Genomic DNA, 15,393 nt, shown 5'->3' with positions numbered 1-15,393 from the left:
ATTAACTTTTAGATTTATGAATAGAATTAACAAATTTAAGGTAATATTTACTTTATTTCTAATAATATCGTCCTTTTATGCTCACAGTCAGTCAAATGTGTTTAAGGTAACACTTGACGCGGGGCACGGAGATCATGACTTCGGAGCGGTTTATAGCGGACGAATTGAAAAGAATATTGCTTTAGCTATTGTTTTGAAAGTGGGGAAGATTTTAGAGCTTAATCCTAATGTTAATGTAATTTATACTCGTAAAACAGATGTTTTTATAGATTTAGTTGAAAGAGCTAATATCGCTAACCGTGCAAATTCGAACATTTTTGTTTCTATTCACTGTAATGCAAATAAAAATACGGCTGCCGACGGAACAGAAACTTATGTAATGGGTTTAAGTAAAGTAGCCTCAAACCTTGAAGCGGCGAAAAAAGAGAACTCTGTAATTACATTAGAGAAAGACTACAAGCGTAAATATGAAGGTTTCGATCCTAACTCGCCAGAGTCCATGATTGGTATGACTTTGATGCAGGAAGAATATTTAGATAATAGTATTACACTTGCGACTAAAATCGAGGAAAATTTTGAAAAATTAGGAAAAAAACTTCGTCACGGAGGAGTGAAGCAAGCTCCTTTTATGGTACTTCATAAAGCTTATATGCCAAGAGTTTTGGTTGAAACAGGATTTGTGTCGAACCCAACAGAAGGAAATATCCTGAATTCTGAAGAAGGCCAAGATGATATTGCAAGAGCAATTGCAGAAGCTATTTTAAGTTATAAACGTGAATATTTTGGGACAGGAGCGGAAGCTCCTGAGAGTCGGCCCGTAAGAGATACTACGCCTGCAAAACCAAAAACAACTACTCCGGTTGCAGTAGCAAAGAATGCTCCAAAAGGAACATTTTTTAAAGTACAGCTTATTGCAAGTATCAAAAAAACACCTTTAGAGCCTAAAAATTTTAAAGGATTGAAAAATGTAACAATGGTGTACGAAAATAATATTTATAAATATTTCTACGAAGAAACTCCAAGTTACGAAACCGCTCAAAAATATCTGCAAGAAGCTAAAGGTAAAGGATATGGCGCAGCATTTTTAGTGGCAACTAAAGATGGAGAAAAAATCAGTATTCAGGACGCGATTAAATAATAAGCGCAAGTTCGAATATTTATATTAATTTTGTACAAACACTTAGAATTTTGAAACTAACAAGAGAAATTAAAACGGCTATTTTAGTCATCGTATCTATTTTATTATTTATCTGGGGATATAGTTTTTTAAAAGGTAGAGATCTTTTTACTAATTATACTGTCTTATATGCTGAATATGATAATGTTGAGGATTTATCACCATCAGCTCCAGTAACACTAAATGGACTTGCAATTGGTAAAGTAAGTAAAATTACAATTGATGAAGTAACAGGTAAATTACTAGTTGAACTTCAGCTTAAAACAGATTTCCCAATTACTAAAAGCAGTACAGCGGCAATTTATTCTCCAAGTTTAATTGCAGGAAAACAAATTAAAATCATTCCGAATTTTGCTGACAAAGAATTGGCTGAAGACGGACAGAAATTAACTTCTACTGTTGAATTAGGTTTGACAGAATCATTAGGAGGAAAAATTGAACCAATTCAGCAAAAGCTTGATAAAATGCTTTTGAATATTGATAATTTGGTTACAGGATTAAACAATACTTTAGATAAGAATACTCAAGAAAATCTAAAGAAAACAATTGCTGAATTAAGTCAGACAATGCAACAATTTCATAAAGCATCTGGAAGTCTTAACAATATCTTGGATACAAATAAAGGACAGATTAATGGAATGGTTACAAACTTCAATAAAATGTCTGGTAACTTCAATAAGATTTCAGATTCATTAAATAAAGCAGATTTAGGTAAAACAGTTCGCAATTTGAACCAAACTTTAGCTAAAGTTGATGTTTTAATGAACAACTTGAATTCTGGAAAAGGTACAGCAGGAAAAATACTTAACGATGAGGCTTTGTATAATAACCTGACTAAAACTTCAAAAGAGCTTGAATTGTTATTGCAAGATCTTCGTCTTTATCCAACCCGTTACGTAAACGTTTCTCTTTTTGGAAAGAAAAATAAACCATACGTAGCGCCAACAGAAGAAACAAACTCAACAGATAAAAAATAATTATAAATGAGTTATTTAGATAATATTTTATTCGCAGTACTTCTTATAGTAGGTTTCGGTTTTTTTGCAGCGAGCGTAAAAAAAATCATCCGAAATATTAATTTGGGAGTCGATGTAGATCGAAAAGATAATCCTAAAGCTCGTTGGAAAAACATGGCATTGATTGCTCTTGGGCAATCAAAAATGGTGAGACGCCCTGTTGCAGGAATCCTTCATATTTTTGTATATGTAGGTTTCATAATAATTAATATCGAATTATTAGAGATTATTATTGATGGACTTTTTGGAACACATAGAGTTTTTGCGCCTTATTTAGGTGTGGTCTATGATGTTTTAATTGCTTCATTTGAAATATTGGCAATACTTGTAATTTTTGCTGTTACGGTATTTTGGCTAAGAAGAAACTTTATTAGATTAAAGCGTTTTATACATTCTGATTTAACTGGTTTTCCAAAAAGTGATGCCAATTACATCTTGTACTTTGAAACTGTTTTAATGATTTTGTTTTTATTGATGAATGCTTCAGATTTGCATTTGCAAAATGTTCCAGGCGGATATTCTCATTTTCATAAAGCAGGAAGTTATCCAATAAGTCAATTTATTGCGCCAATTTTTAATGGTACATCTAATGAAACAGTTGGATTGTTATTTGAAGTTTTCTGGTGGTTGCATATTGCGGGTATTTTAGTTTTTATGAACTATTTATACTTTTCAAAACACTTGCATATTCTTTTGGCTTTCCCGAATACGTATTTTGCAAACTTAAAACCAGAAGGGCAATTTGACAATTTAGCTTCTGTTACAAAAGAGGTGAAATTAATGATGGATCCAAATGCTGATCCGTTTGCGGCAGCTCCGGTTGATGAAAACGCTGCTCCGAGTAAATTTGGTGCAAGCGATGTTCAGGATTTAAACTGGGTTCAGTTATTAAATGCTTATACATGTACAGAATGCGGGCGTTGTACTTCTTCTTGTCCTGCAAATCAAACCGGTAAAAAATTGTCTCCACGTAAAATTATGATGGATACAAGAGATCGTTTGACTGAAGTTGGTAAAAATATTGATGCTAATAAAGGTGTCTTTGTTCCAGATAACAAAACATTATTAAACGATTATATCACGCCAGAAGAATTATGGGCTTGTACTTCTTGTAATGCTTGTGTTGAGGAATGTCCTGTAAATATTAGTCCGTTGTCTATTATTATGGATATGCGTCGTTATTTGGTGATGGAACAAAGTGCTGCTCCAATGTCATTGAATGCAATGATGACTAATATTGAAAATAACGGTGCACCTTGGCAATACAGCCAGCAAGACCGTTTAAATTGGAAAAACGAGAATTAAAATTTATTGTTTAATCGGTTAGTTCTTTAACCGTTTAATCGATTTTAAAATAATATTTCGGTTTTACAGAATTGTCATTTCGCTTTTAGCGATTAAACAATTTCACGATTAACCGATTAAACAAAAGTGAGAGAAATGTCAGAAAATTTAGTAGTACCAACAATGGCAGAAATGCTTGCCGAAGGAAAACAGCCAGAGGTTTTGTTTTGGGTAGGTTGCGCAGGAAGTTTTGATGATAGAGCAAAAAAAATTACTAAAGCATTTGTACGAATCTTAAATCGTACCAATGTTTCTTTTGCAGTTTTAGGTACAGAAGAGAGTTGTACTGGAGATCCTGCAAAAAGAGCTGGAAATGAATTTTTGTTTCAAATGCAAGCCATGATGAATATCGAGGTTTTGAATGCTTATGAAGCTAAAAAAATCGTTACGGCTTGTCCGCATTGTTTTAATACATTGAAAAATGAATATCCAGAATTAGGAGGTAATTACGAAGTTATTCATCACACAGAATTCTTAAAATCATTAATTGATGACGGAAGATTAACTGTTGAAGGCGGACAATTTAAAGGTAAAAAAATTACGTTCCACGATCCTTGTTATTTAGGTAGAGCCAATAAAGTTTACGAAGCACCGAGAGATTTAATTCAGAAATTGGACGTAGAATTAGTTGAAATGAAACGTTCTAAAGCAAATGGATTATGCTGTGGAGCAGGTGGAGCACAAATGTTTAAAGATGCTGAACCTGGAAATAAAGAAGTAAATGTTCTTCGTACAGAAGATGCATTAGAAGTAAAACCAGACATTATTGCTGCGGGTTGTCCGTTCTGTAATACAATGTTAACGGATGGAATTAAACATGCTCATAAAGAGGGTGAGGTAAAAGTTATGGACGTTGCTGAGTTAATTGCAAATGCACAGGATTTGTAATCTGAGGTTCTAAGTTACTAAGATGCTAAGATTCTAAGATTCTAAGATTGAATCTTAAAAATCTAAAATCAACAATCTAAAATCTAAAATTAAAAATGTATATACCTTTTGAAAATTTACCAGGTGAGTCTAGAGTTTGGATTTACCAGTCGAACAGAAAATTTTCTGAGGAAGAGTTTTCTGAAATCGAAACAGATTTAAAAGCTTTTGTAGAACAATGGGCTGCACACGGCACAAGTCTAGAAGCTTCGTTTTTATTAAAATACAACCGATTTATTATATTGGCAGTAAATCAAGATGTTCAAGCCGCTACAGGTTGTTCTATTGATAGTTCTGTTGAATTTATTCAAAGTCTAGAGAAAAAGTACAACGTTGATTTATTGGATAAAATGAATGTTACTTTTAAACTTGGAGAGCATATTGCACATAAACCATTAATTGATTTCAAGAAAATGGTAAAAGATAAATCAGTTTCTGAGAATACAATTGTTTTCAATAATTTGGTAAACAATATCGAAGAGTTTAATGAGTCGTGGGAAGTTCCTGCAGCCGATAGCTGGCACAGCAGATTTTTCTAAGAGAAAATATTGATAATAGAAAAGGCGTAAAATTTATATTTTACGCCTTTCTTTTTTATAGGATTATAAATGTTAATTCATTATTATTGTTTGTGTAAATTCTAAAAGTATAATTTAAATTTTATGAAAGAAGAAATTAAGGTTGTTGCGGGTATTTCGGCTAAATCAAGTTTGAAATGGTTAGTTATAATGATAATCGGAAATTTGTTTACGTTGATCCTTTTTTTAATCATTCTTTTTCAAAATGCTGATTTTGCTGGCGGCGGACATGGAAATGCTTACGCTTTTTTGTCGGGATTATTTTTAAATAATATTTACGGATTTATTTTACTTGCTGGAGCTCCAGTTTTTGCTATTTTGTATTTTTTGATTGCAAATAAAGCTGCGATTCAGCAGATGATTTATCTGACTTGGAAAAATAAAGTATTTGCCAGTTATATAGATTCTAAAGTTGTCTTTCTGGTTGATAAATTAACAGCTTCAAACAATTGGTCGAGCGCGGTTTCTAATAAAGCGTTGTTGAAAATGCAACTTTTAGAAGCAAACAGAAATGATAAAGAAAGTTCTAAAATCAAAAAGAAAGTGATTAATTATTTGTTTCAAAAGATAAATCTGGATGATGTTGATTTTAGCGACAAAGATTTAAAACTATCTGAAGTAGTTTCGGTAAAATTAAATCAATTTATTTCTGAAACTGTTGAACCTTCATTATTGTTTTTTTGGCTGTTATTATTAATTCAAATCGTTTTGTTTGTTGCTGCGCAGTTTTAAAACGGTGTTTTGAAAACAAAAGGTCTAATCTAGCCCCGATGGGAGTGATATACTTTTATGCCGGTGTTCGGCATAAAAGATATAACGGACAGCGGGAGTGTGGTTCTTTTAACCGATATTGTGCTGCTCCTAAAAATATTTATCAACCAGTATTAATCTAATTTTGTCAAAAATCTAACAATTTAAACGGTTAATTAAACGCTATTTTTGAGTATTTTCGTAGAATTAAATTTTATACATGAAAATAGCAATTGTCTGTTATCCTACTTTTGGAGGTAGTGGTGTAGTAGCTACTGAGTTAGGTCTCGAATTGGCCAGAAGAGGACACGAAATACATTTTATTACATATAGCCAGCCAGTGAGATTGGCACTTTTGAATCCGAATGTTCATTATCACGAAGTAAACGTTCCGGAATATCCTTTGTTTCATTATCAGCCCTACGAATTAGCGTTGTCTAGTAAATTGGTTGATATGGTGAAATTGTACAAAATTGAGCTTCTGCACGTGCATTATGCCATTCCGCATGCTTATGCAGGTTATATGGCAAAACAAATGCTTAAGAATGAAGGAATTAATCTCCCGATGATTACAACACTTCACGGTACCGATATTACGCTTGTTGGAAATCATCCTTTTTATAAGCCTGCGGTGACTTTTAGTATTAATAAATCAGATTATGTGACTTCGGTTTCGCAGAGTTTGAAAGATGATACGTTGAAATTGTTCAAAATCAAAAATAAAATTAAGGTGATTCCGAATTTTATTGAATTGGACAAAGTCAAAAAAGATCCAAATGCGCCTTGTCACCGTTATGTAATGGCGAATGAGAATGAGCGTATTATTACTCATATTAGTAACTTTAGAAAAGTAAAACGTATTCCAGATATTATTAAGATTTTCTATAACGTTCAGAAAGAAATTCCAGCTAAATTGATGATGGTTGGAGATGGCCCTGAGAAGGAAAAAGCTGAGATTTTATGTCAGGAATTGGGGATTTTAGACAAAGTGATTTTCTTTGGGAATAGCCATGAAATTGATAAAATCTTATGCATGACGGATTTATTTTTACTGCCTTCAGAAACTGAAAGTTTTGGTTTGGCGGCTTTGGAAGCAATGGCATGTGGTGTTCCGGTAATTTCAAGTAATTCTGGAGGTTTGCCTGAAGTAAATTTTGATGGTTTTTCTGGATACTTAAGCAATGTCGGAAACGTTGAAGAAATGGCACAAAATGCATTGAAGATCTTAAAAGACGATGCGGTTTTAAGTCAGTTTAAGGCAAATGCTCTAGAAGTGGCTAGAAAATTTGACATTAAAAACATTTTGCCTAAATATGAAGCTTTATATCAGAAAGCAGTTGATGATTACAAATTGGAGAAGCACTAATTTAAAAGAATAAGATGAAAAAAGTAATTTCTGTTTTAGCGATTTTTGTTTTGATTTCGTGCGGAGTAAAGAAGGTTGGAAGTTCAAATGCGGCATTGTACGAAGTTTTAACAACTCAATCTGATGGCGGTGGAAATATCAAGTTTTTTGAAATTTTGACCGAGCCAAATGAAATCAAAATGCTTGAAAATGATCCGCTTTTGGCGCATAAGATGAAGGATCCCGATATTCAGGATTACAATTATGTGATTCTAAATATGGGCGAAAAAAATACAAGCGGTTATTCTATTGATGTTGAAAAAGTAGAAGAAACAGATAAAAATATCATTATCACTGTAAAAGAAAATAGTCCAGCAAAAGATGCCATGACTATGCAGGTGATTTCATATCCTTATACGGTGGTGAAAATTCATTCTAAAAAAGAGATTATTATTAAGTAAAATATGTAAGGTCTGGGCTTCGACTCCGCTCAGCCTGACATTGATTGTTTCTTAGGAAGCGATTTCAAAGTTTGTCAGGCTGAGCGGAGTCGAAGCCTTTTTTTAGGCTAGAACTCTTCGATACAGTCTCAAACAAAAAAATAAAAAAAAACCTGTCGCTTTTAAACGACAGGTTTCTTCTTACAATTATTTTTTAATTTTAATTTAGAATCTAAATTTAACGCCTAAACCAACGTCAAATCCAAAATTGTCATCATCATAGTAACCTGAACCAATTTCTGGTCTTGCGTCCAATGATAGGGTAAGTGGCACTTCTTTAAATCTATATTCTATACCGATATCTCCAGCTGCAAAAACATAAGTTCCGCTATCACTGTATCTGTAATTGTTGTTGTAGTAATCGTGATCCCAAGCAGCTAGTCCTCCTCCGACACCAGCATACCAGTTAAAACCTCCGTCGATGTTCCAAACCCATTGGTAAAGGGCAACTCCTTTTATGGCGTCTACATCACTGCTGTTTCTCCATCCTAAATCGAATTCAAGTCTGTTTTTTTGATTTAATCCTAATTGGTACGATATTTCTCCTCCAAATCCGTTGTTGTCTCCCAGACGTAATCCTAAAGCGTGTTTCGAAATTTCTTGTGATTGAGCCGTAAATGCTAAACCAAGAAGCATAAGGGCAGATAAAAGTATCTTTTTCATAAAAATGGTTAATTAATTTTTTTCAAATGTATTATATCAGTCAAATAGAGAACGTATAATATTTTTGAAAATTGTTATATAATTTTCATTTTTAGGAATTCCGACCGTTAAAATTCTTAAAAAACTGCTTCTGAGGTCTTTATTTAAGGATTATTGAAGAAATGAGCTGAGAAGTGATTAGATCTTCCATTTCTAAAAGATTTTCTTCTTCAGCAAAATTACTAGCCTTGTAAGAGAACAGTTTCCAGCGTTTTTTATGGTATTCCAGAGCCGTTAAGTTTTCTACCCAATCACCAGAATTTAGGTATAAAGTAGAACCGTATTTATTTTCTTTGGTCATTATTTTTGGTTCATGAATATGTCCGCAGATAACATAATCGTAATTCTTTTCAATGGCTAGATCGGTTGCTGTGGTTTCAAAATCAGAAATAAATTTTACTGCTTTTTTAACGCTGGCTTTTATTTTTTTAGAAAAAGAATAAGGTTCGCGTCCTAATTTTGCCAGACACCAATTTGCAAATCGATTTGTTAGAATTAGATAATCGTAACCCAATCCGCCTAATTTTGCAATCCATTTTGAATGCTGAACCGAGGCGTCAAACACGTCTCCGTGAAAAATCCAGGCTTTTTTGTCGTCTAATTCTAAAACTAATTTATCAACTAGAGCAAAATTTCCCATGTTCATATCACTGAATTTTCGAAGGATCTCGTCGTGATTTCCAGTAATATAGTAAACTTTTGTTCCTTTAGAAGCCATTCCTATAATGCGCTGAATCACTCGTAAATGTGCTTTTGGGAAATACGATTTACGAAACTGCCAAGCATCAATTATATCGCCGTTTAAAACTAAAGTTTTGGGTTTAATGCTTGAAAGATAGTTGTTTAGTTCTTTAGCGTGACTTCCGTAAGTTCCTAAATGGACATCAGAAAGAATGACCAATTCGACATTTCTTTTTTTCAATTTTTCTTGATTTGAAGTTTTACAAATGAAAGAAAATTTGTGAAATTTAATTTTATTAAAAGGTTACCAAAAAGAGGGTAATTTTACCAAATTGTGATTTTTATCCCATTTAATGTTTCGTTAATAATACCAGTTTTAAATTTTTTAATTTAATTCATAAAACTTACATTTGCTCAAAACAAAACACAATGGCAGGAAATAGCTTCGGCACACTATATAAAGTAACTACATTTGGAGAATCTCACGGTGAAGCTTTAGGCGGAATTATTGACGGATGTCCTCCGGGAATACAATTAGATTTTGAAGCAATTGAATTAGATATGGCTCGTAGAAAACCAGGTCAATCGGCAATTGTTACACAAAGAAAAGAGCCAGATGCGGTTCAGTTTCTATCAGGAATATTTGAAGGAAAAACGACTGGAACTCCAATCGGTTTCATTATTCCAAACACCAATCAAAAATCAGACGATTACTCTCATATAAAAGATAATTACAGACCAAGCCATGCTGATTATGTTTACGATCAGAAATATGGTTTCCGCGATTATCGTGGTGGCGGAAGAAGTTCTGCAAGAGAAACAGCAAGTAGAGTAGTAGCAGGTGCAATTGCAAAGCAAATGTTGCCAGAAATTAAAATCAATGCCTATGTTTCTTCTGTTGGTCCAATTCACTTAGAAACACCATACCAAGAATTAGATTTTTCAAAAATTGAAAGCAATCCAGTACGTTGTCCAGATGAAAAATCTGCAGCGACTATGGAAGAATATATTCGAGAGATCCGCAAACAGGGAGACACTGTTGGAGGTGTTGTGAGTTGTGTAATTCAAAATGTTCCAGTTGGTTTAGGAGAACCAGTATTTGATAAACTTCATGCAGAATTAGGAAAGGCAATGCTTTCTATTAATGCAGTAAAAGGTTTTGAGTACGGAAGTGGTTTTTCTGGATCTGAAATGAAAGGAAGCGAGCATAACGATTTATACAATCCTGACGGAACTACAAAAACAAATTTATCAGGCGGAATTCAAGGTGGTATAAGCAACGGAATGGATATTTATTTCAGAGTTGCCTTTAAGCCAGTTGCAACTATTATGCAGACTCAAGATTCTTTAGATAATAAAGGAAACATTACACCAATGACTGGAAAAGGACGTCATGATCCATGTGTAGTGCCTCGCGCAGTGCCAATTGTTGAAGCGATGGCCGCAATTGTTTTGGCTGATTTTTATTTAATCAACAAAACATATTAATAAAAGGTAAGACAGTGAGGGTCTTATTATTTTAATAATTAAAAAATAAATTAATGCAAGAAGTTACAGAAACTAAAAAACAATCATTTCTTTCGGGATTAACAGGGCAAATTATAATTGCAATGGTTCTTGGAGCCATTTTAGGAATTATATTGCACAACACCATTTCGCCAGAATCAGCGCAGGCATTTAGCAGTAAAATTAAAATGCTGGCAACCGTCTTTATTCGTTTGGTGCAAATGATTATTTCTCCATTGGTTTTTACGACTTTGGTAGTAGGAATTGCGAAATTGGGTGATATTAAAACCGTAGGAAGAATTGGAGGAAAAGCTATTGGGTGGTTTTTTACAGCTTCATTTATTTCTCTTTTAATTGGATTGTTTTACGTAAATATTTTGCAGCCAGGTGTTGGTCTAAAACTAGATCACGTTGATATGGCAGCAGCTTCTGAGGTTACAGGTAAAACACAAAATCTGTCTTTTGATAATTTTGTTGAGCATATCGTGCCAAAAAGTATTGTTGAAGCGATGGCTACCAATGAAATTCTTCAGATTGTAGTTTTCTCTATTTTCTTCGGATTAGCAGCAGCTTCTTTAGGGTCGACAGTAAAGCCAATTATTAGTGCTTTTGATAAACTATCGCACATTGTTTTGAAAATGGTAAACTATGTAATGAAGTTTGCTCCAATTGGAGTTTTTGGAGCCATTGCAGGTGTGTTTGCTATTCGAGATGCAGAAGAATTGGTTATTACGTACTTCAAATTTTTCGGTTCGTTTTTAATTGGTATCGGTACGCTTTGGGCAATTTTAATTGTGATAGGATATATTTTCCTAAAAGGAAGAATGACAGAATTGCTAAGACGTATTACAGGGCCTCTAGCAATCGCTTTTGGAACTACAAGTAGTGAAGCCGTATTTCCTAAATTAACAGAAGAATTAGAAGGTTTTGGAGTAAAAGATAAAATCGTTTCTTTCATGCTGCCGCTTGGATATTCCTTTAACCTTGACGGAAGTATGATGTACATGACTTTTGCGAGCATCTTTATTGCCCAATTCTATAATGTGCATTTAGATTTAGGAACGCAAATGGCAATGCTTTTAGTTTTAATGCTTACCAGTAAAGGTATTGCAGGTGTTCCACGTGCCAGTTTGGTTGTCGTTGCGGCGACGTGTGGTATGTTTGATATTCCGATTGAAGGAATTGCATTAATTCTTCCAATTGACCACTTCTGCGACATGTTTAGAAGTGCAACAAATGTATTAGGAAATGCATTGGCGACTTCTGTTGTTGGACAATGGGAAAACAATAAAGAATAATAAAAAAGCTGAGATTTTAATTTTTTTATCTTAGTTGTTGAAAATAATTTTTGAAAAGCTGTATTTTTTTATGAAATACAGCTTTTTTTTATTTTAAAGTGTATATTTGATCAAACTAGCCGATTGATGCCCCAAAAACGGATTTTTTTACTTTTACTTCTGATTCTGAATTGCTTTGCCAATTCGGCAATCGCGCAATCTAATTGTAATCTAGATCCTAAAATTGATAAGACTGTAAAGAAAGCACTTTTAAATTTTAGAGAATCTAATTTCGAAAAATCACTTATCTATTCTAGGGCAGCCTTAAATGCGGCAACAGTGCTAAAAGATTACTGTCTTACTGCTCGTTCCTATAATATTATCGCGGCCAATTATAATGAATTGGCAGAGTTTGATAAAGCGATTTTCTTCTACAAAAAGGGGCTGTATTATGCCAATAAAACCGATAACGATTCTATAAAATGTCTTCTCTATAATAATTTAGGGAATATGTATTGTTTCGAAAAGAAACAGTTTGATGAAGGAATCCGTAATTACAAAAAAGCAGTTGCTTATGCTTTGAAAATTAATGATTTGAAAGAGGTTTATTTTACCAATGTCAATATTGCTTGGGCTTATTTTGATATTGGAAACTTCAATCAAGGGTATCTTTTTTTAAAATATGTTAATAGCACGAAATTAAAATATAATGACGGATCGACAGAAGTAATAGTTGATATGCTGAATGGTATTTATGCTAGCCATAAAAATGATTACAAGGCTGCAAATGCCTATTTTTTGAGTGCTATTGAATCTGGAAAAAAATGTCAAGAAAAAACAGATTTGGCACATGCTTATTTAGAATATGCTCATTTCTTAAATAAAATTGATAAGCACAAAGAAGCTTATGAAGCGCTTGTTGATCATTATAATCTTTCCGATAATTTATATGATGTCAAAAAACTAAAAAAAGCTTCTCAAGCTGGTCTAAGTCTAGAATTGGACGAATATAAAAGGCAGATTGATAAAGTTGAGGGGGAAAAAGTAGAGCAATCTCAAAGTTTAAGAAAGTCAAAAATCATTGTAATCCTTTTTATTTTGATTTCGCTTATTCTTTTAATTTTAATTATCACACTGATAAAGAATATAAGATACAAGAAAAAACACAATTTAGAGCTTCTTAAAGCGAAAGAAATCGCAGAAGAAGCCTCTTTGCTCAAAACGCAATTTATATCGACTATAAGCCACGAATTGCGTACTCCGCTTTATGGAGTGGTCGGCATCACTAATATGCTGCTCGAAGAACATAAAGAAATTTCGAGAAGCCAGCATTTAAGTTCTTTGAAGTTTTCTGCGAGATATCTATTGTCTCTTGTAAATGATATTTTGCAGATCAACAAAATTGAAGAGAATAAAATTGTACTGGAGAATCTGACTTTTAATATTTCTGATGAAATTACGGTAATTAAGAATTCGCTTTCTTTTCTTTCGCAGAAGAATAATAACAGCATTTCTATTGATATTGATTCTCATATTCCAGAATATTTAATTGGTGATAAATTGCGTTTGGCTCAGATTTTAATGAATTTGGTCAGCAATGCCTTGAAATTTACCAAAGACGGACAAGTTGAAATTATAGTAAAACTGAATAAAGTAGAAGGAAAGCTCCATTATTTAGATTTTTTGATAAAAGACAACGGAATAGGAATCGCGGCTGTAGATCAGAATAAGATTTTTGAAAAGTTTGTTCAAGTTGGCCGTAAAGACGAAGATTATCAAGGTACAGGATTGGGACTTAGTATTGTAAAAAGGCTTTTAGGGCTTTTTGGAAGCACTATTACTTTGGACAGCGATTTAGGAAAAGGAACTTCATTTTCGTTTACTATTGCTTTTGAGCATGATTTAGCCAAAACGAAAAGTATTATTGATGAGATTGAAGTTGATTTGACTTCAAGTGAAGTTTACAAAATTCTAGTGGTTGAAGATAATTTGATTAATCAGCTGGTTACCAAAAAGATTATCGAAAAAAACAATTATTCCTGTAAAGTTGTCGATGATGGTTTTGCAGCTCTTAAAGCGTTAGAAAACGATACGTTCGATCTAATTTTAATGGATATTAATATGCCTTTAATGAACGGATTTGAAACCACCAAACGAATACGTCTTCAAGGTATAGAAACTCCTATTGTCGCTTTGACGGCTTTTGATAAAGATGAAATTACAGATGAGGCGATTTCATCTGGGATGAATGATATTATTATTAAACCTTTTGAACCGGTTAAATTATTTAAAATAATCAATTTCCTTATAAAAGAAAAAAACGCTGTTTAGTACCAGCGTTTTTTGTTTTTCTTAGCGTTTGTTGACTTTCTCGATTTGTGAGCTCCGCCACTTCTGTTTGAGCTTTTAGGTTTTTCTCCAGCTTCTTGACTTCCAGAATGCCATTGATACGGATGGTCAGCAATCGTTTTTACGTCAACTTTTATTAATTTTTGAATGTCTTTCCAATATGGGAGTTCATCTTTTCCGCAGAAAGAAATTGCGATTCCGCCATTTCCTGCACGACCTGTACGGCCAATTCGGTGAACGTAAGTTTCTGGAATATTCGGTAAATCAAAATTGATTACATAAGGCAATTGCTCAATGTCAATTCCTCGTGCTGCAATATCGGTTGCAACCAAAACTCCAACTTCTTTGTTTTTGAAGGCATCTAGAACTCTTTGTCTTGCGTTTTGCGATTTATCTCCGTGAATAGCTTCTGCAGGAATATCTTTTTTACGAAGTGCTTTTACCACATTATCGGCACCGTGTTTTGTTCTCGAGAAAACAAGCACATTTGATAAATTTTCTTCTTTAATTAAATTGTATAGCAAGTTTCTTTTTTCTGTTTTATCAACAAAATAAATGCGCTGTTCGACATTTTCCGCTGTAGAAGAAACGGGAGAAACTTCAACTTTTTCTGGATCTTGAAGAAACATTTCTGCAAGTTCGCGAATTGCAATTGGCATTGTTGCAGAGAAAAGTAACGTTTGTCTGTTTTTAGGAGTCAGTTTTACGATTTTTTTGACATCGTTTATAAAACCCATATCCAGCATCTGATCGGCTTCATCTAGTACTAAAGTGTGCAAATGATTTAAATCAAGAAAACCTTGCTTATGAAGGTCTAATAAACGTCCTGGAGTGGCAACTAAAATATCAACTCCATTTTTTAAAGCATCTACTTGCGGATTTTGAGAAACTCCTCCGAAAATAGTCAGCTGCGTTAAGTTGGTATATTTTGCATAAGTGTCAAAACTTTGACCGATCTGTACTGCTAGTTCGCGAGTAGGCGTAACCACAAGCGCACGAATCACTTTTGCTTTTTTTGATGAACCGACAATTCGGTGTAATTGATGTATGATTGGAATAGCAAATGCTGCCGTTTTTCCTGTTCCTGTCTGCGCACAGCCAATTAAATCACGGCCTTCTAATACAATCGGAATTGATTTTTCCTGAATTGGAGTCGGATTTAAGTAGCCTTCTTCAAATACGGCTTTTTGTATACTTTTTGAAAGTGATAGATCTTCGAATAACATATCTTTGGTATTTAG

The 15,393-nt window shown here is 33.5% G+C and carries 14 protein-coding genes; 11 read left to right on the top strand and 3 right to left on the bottom strand.

Annotated elements, in window-relative coordinates; genetic code table 11:
• The first annotated feature begins 16 nt into the window (after positions 1-16).
• From AC3Y25_RS08475 to AC3Y25_RS08440, 8 genes are all read left to right on the top strand, one after another.
• A complete protein-coding gene (locus AC3Y25_RS08475) occupies positions 17-1,138 on the top strand; it encodes an N-acetylmuramoyl-L-alanine amidase family protein (RefSeq protein ID WP_320492021.1) in 1,122 nt (373 codons plus the stop codon).
• Between the two features lie 50 nt (positions 1,139-1,188).
• On the top strand, positions 1,189-2,154 hold the full coding sequence (locus AC3Y25_RS08470) for an MlaD family protein (RefSeq protein WP_095930503.1): 966 nt from the start codon (positions 1,189-1,191) through the stop codon (positions 2,152-2,154).
• Between the two features lie 6 nt (positions 2,155-2,160).
• On the top strand, positions 2,161-3,498 hold the full coding sequence (locus AC3Y25_RS08465) for a 4Fe-4S dicluster domain-containing protein (protein WP_489902438.1): 1,338 nt from the start codon (positions 2,161-2,163) through the stop codon (positions 3,496-3,498).
• A gap of 135 nt (positions 3,499-3,633) precedes the next feature.
• Positions 3,634-4,425 carry a (Fe-S)-binding protein gene (locus AC3Y25_RS08460; protein ID WP_250836736.1) on the top strand — a complete coding sequence of 264 codons (792 nt, stop codon included), beginning with the start codon at positions 3,634-3,636 and terminating at the stop codon, positions 4,423-4,425.
• Positions 4,426-4,520: 95 nt separating this feature from the next.
• Positions 4,521-5,003 carry a hypothetical protein gene (locus tag AC3Y25_RS08455; RefSeq protein WP_057116491.1) on the top strand — a complete coding sequence of 161 codons (483 nt, stop codon included), beginning with the start codon at positions 4,521-4,523 and terminating at the stop codon, positions 5,001-5,003.
• A gap of 123 nt (positions 5,004-5,126) precedes the next feature.
• The gene (locus AC3Y25_RS08450; RefSeq protein WP_489902437.1) at positions 5,127-5,774 is read left to right on the top strand and encodes a hypothetical protein; all 648 of its coding nucleotides are present in this window, start codon (positions 5,127-5,129) and stop codon (positions 5,772-5,774) included.
• 238 nt (positions 5,775-6,012) lie between these two features.
• Positions 6,013-7,158: an N-acetyl-alpha-D-glucosaminyl L-malate synthase BshA gene (gene bshA / locus AC3Y25_RS08445; protein ID WP_095930507.1), complete on the top strand. Its 1,146-nt coding sequence runs from the start codon at positions 6,013-6,015 to the stop codon at positions 7,156-7,158.
• 14 nt (positions 7,159-7,172) lie between these two features.
• Positions 7,173-7,598 (top strand): protease complex subunit PrcB family protein, encoded by a 426-nt coding sequence (locus AC3Y25_RS08440; protein WP_250836734.1) that lies wholly within the window; start codon positions 7,173-7,175, stop codon positions 7,596-7,598.
• Between the two features lie 204 nt (positions 7,599-7,802).
• Here the strand turns inward: AC3Y25_RS08440 and AC3Y25_RS08435 are convergent, their stop codons facing one another.
• Positions 7,803-8,300, bottom strand: coding sequence for a hypothetical protein (locus tag AC3Y25_RS08435; protein ID WP_095930509.1), 498 nt, complete (start codon positions 8,298-8,300; stop codon positions 7,803-7,805).
• Between the two features lie 139 nt (positions 8,301-8,439).
• On the bottom strand, positions 8,440-9,261 hold the full coding sequence (locus AC3Y25_RS08430; RefSeq protein WP_427874577.1) for a UDP-2,3-diacylglucosamine diphosphatase: 822 nt from the start codon (positions 9,259-9,261) through the stop codon (positions 8,440-8,442).
• Between the two features lie 188 nt (positions 9,262-9,449).
• Here AC3Y25_RS08430 and aroC point away from each other — a divergent pair, with 188 nt between their 5' ends.
• The 3 genes from aroC (at position 9,450) to AC3Y25_RS08415 (ending at position 14,134) form a co-directional block, all read left to right on the top strand.
• Positions 9,450-10,508 carry a chorismate synthase gene (aroC, locus tag AC3Y25_RS08425; protein ID WP_250836731.1) on the top strand — a complete coding sequence of 353 codons (1,059 nt, stop codon included), beginning with the start codon at positions 9,450-9,452 and terminating at the stop codon, positions 10,506-10,508.
• Between the two features lie 53 nt (positions 10,509-10,561).
• Positions 10,562-11,824 (top strand): dicarboxylate/amino acid:cation symporter, encoded by a 1,263-nt coding sequence (locus AC3Y25_RS08420; protein WP_427874576.1) that lies wholly within the window; start codon positions 10,562-10,564, stop codon positions 11,822-11,824.
• 126 nt (positions 11,825-11,950) lie between these two features.
• Positions 11,951-14,134, top strand: a complete 2,184-nt coding sequence (locus AC3Y25_RS08415) for a response regulator (protein ID WP_489902436.1) — start codon at positions 11,951-11,953, stop codon at positions 14,132-14,134.
• Here AC3Y25_RS08415 and AC3Y25_RS08410 read toward each other — a convergent pair.
• Positions 14,131-15,378, bottom strand: coding sequence for a DEAD/DEAH box helicase (locus tag AC3Y25_RS08410; RefSeq protein WP_489902435.1), 1,248 nt, complete (start codon positions 15,376-15,378; stop codon positions 14,131-14,133). The two genes, AC3Y25_RS08415 and AC3Y25_RS08410, sit on opposite strands and share 4 nt — an antisense overlap.
• Positions 15,379-15,393: the final 15 nt, after the last annotated feature.

Source organism: Flavobacterium sp. LK-23, assembly GCF_058135255.1.
The sequence above is the reverse complement of the archived record's forward strand: the minus strand, read 5'-3'. Positions and strand labels throughout refer to the sequence as shown.

Excerpts from the sequence above, each read along its gene's own strand:
- AC3Y25_RS08450 (WP_489902437.1), top strand. The coding sequence starts at position 5,127 with ATGAAAGAAGAAATTAAGGTTGTTGCGGGTATTTCGGCTAAATCAAGT.
- AC3Y25_RS08460 (WP_250836736.1), top strand. The coding sequence starts at position 3,634 with ATGTCAGAAAATTTAGTAGTACCAACAATGGCAGAAATGCTTGCCGAA.
- AC3Y25_RS08420 (WP_427874576.1), top strand. The coding sequence starts at position 10,562 with ATGCAAGAAGTTACAGAAACTAAAAAACAATCATTTCTTTCGGGATTA.
- AC3Y25_RS08440 (WP_250836734.1), top strand. The coding sequence starts at position 7,173 with ATGAAAAAAGTAATTTCTGTTTTAGCGATTTTTGTTTTGATTTCGTGC.
- AC3Y25_RS08410 (WP_489902435.1), bottom strand. The coding sequence starts at position 15,378 with ATGTTATTCGAAGATCTATCACTTTCAAAAAGTATACAAAAAGCCGTA.
- bshA (WP_095930507.1), top strand. The coding sequence starts at position 6,013 with ATGAAAATAGCAATTGTCTGTTATCCTACTTTTGGAGGTAGTGGTGTA.
- AC3Y25_RS08475 (WP_320492021.1), top strand. The coding sequence starts at position 17 with ATGAATAGAATTAACAAATTTAAGGTAATATTTACTTTATTTCTAATA.
- AC3Y25_RS08435 (WP_095930509.1), bottom strand. The coding sequence starts at position 8,300 with ATGAAAAAGATACTTTTATCTGCCCTTATGCTTCTTGGTTTAGCATTT.
- AC3Y25_RS08455 (WP_057116491.1), top strand. The coding sequence starts at position 4,521 with ATGTATATACCTTTTGAAAATTTACCAGGTGAGTCTAGAGTTTGGATT.
- AC3Y25_RS08415 (WP_489902436.1), top strand. The coding sequence starts at position 11,951 with ATGCCCCAAAAACGGATTTTTTTACTTTTACTTCTGATTCTGAATTGC.
- AC3Y25_RS08465 (WP_489902438.1), top strand. The coding sequence starts at position 2,161 with ATGAGTTATTTAGATAATATTTTATTCGCAGTACTTCTTATAGTAGGT.
- aroC (WP_250836731.1), top strand. The coding sequence starts at position 9,450 with ATGGCAGGAAATAGCTTCGGCACACTATATAAAGTAACTACATTTGGA.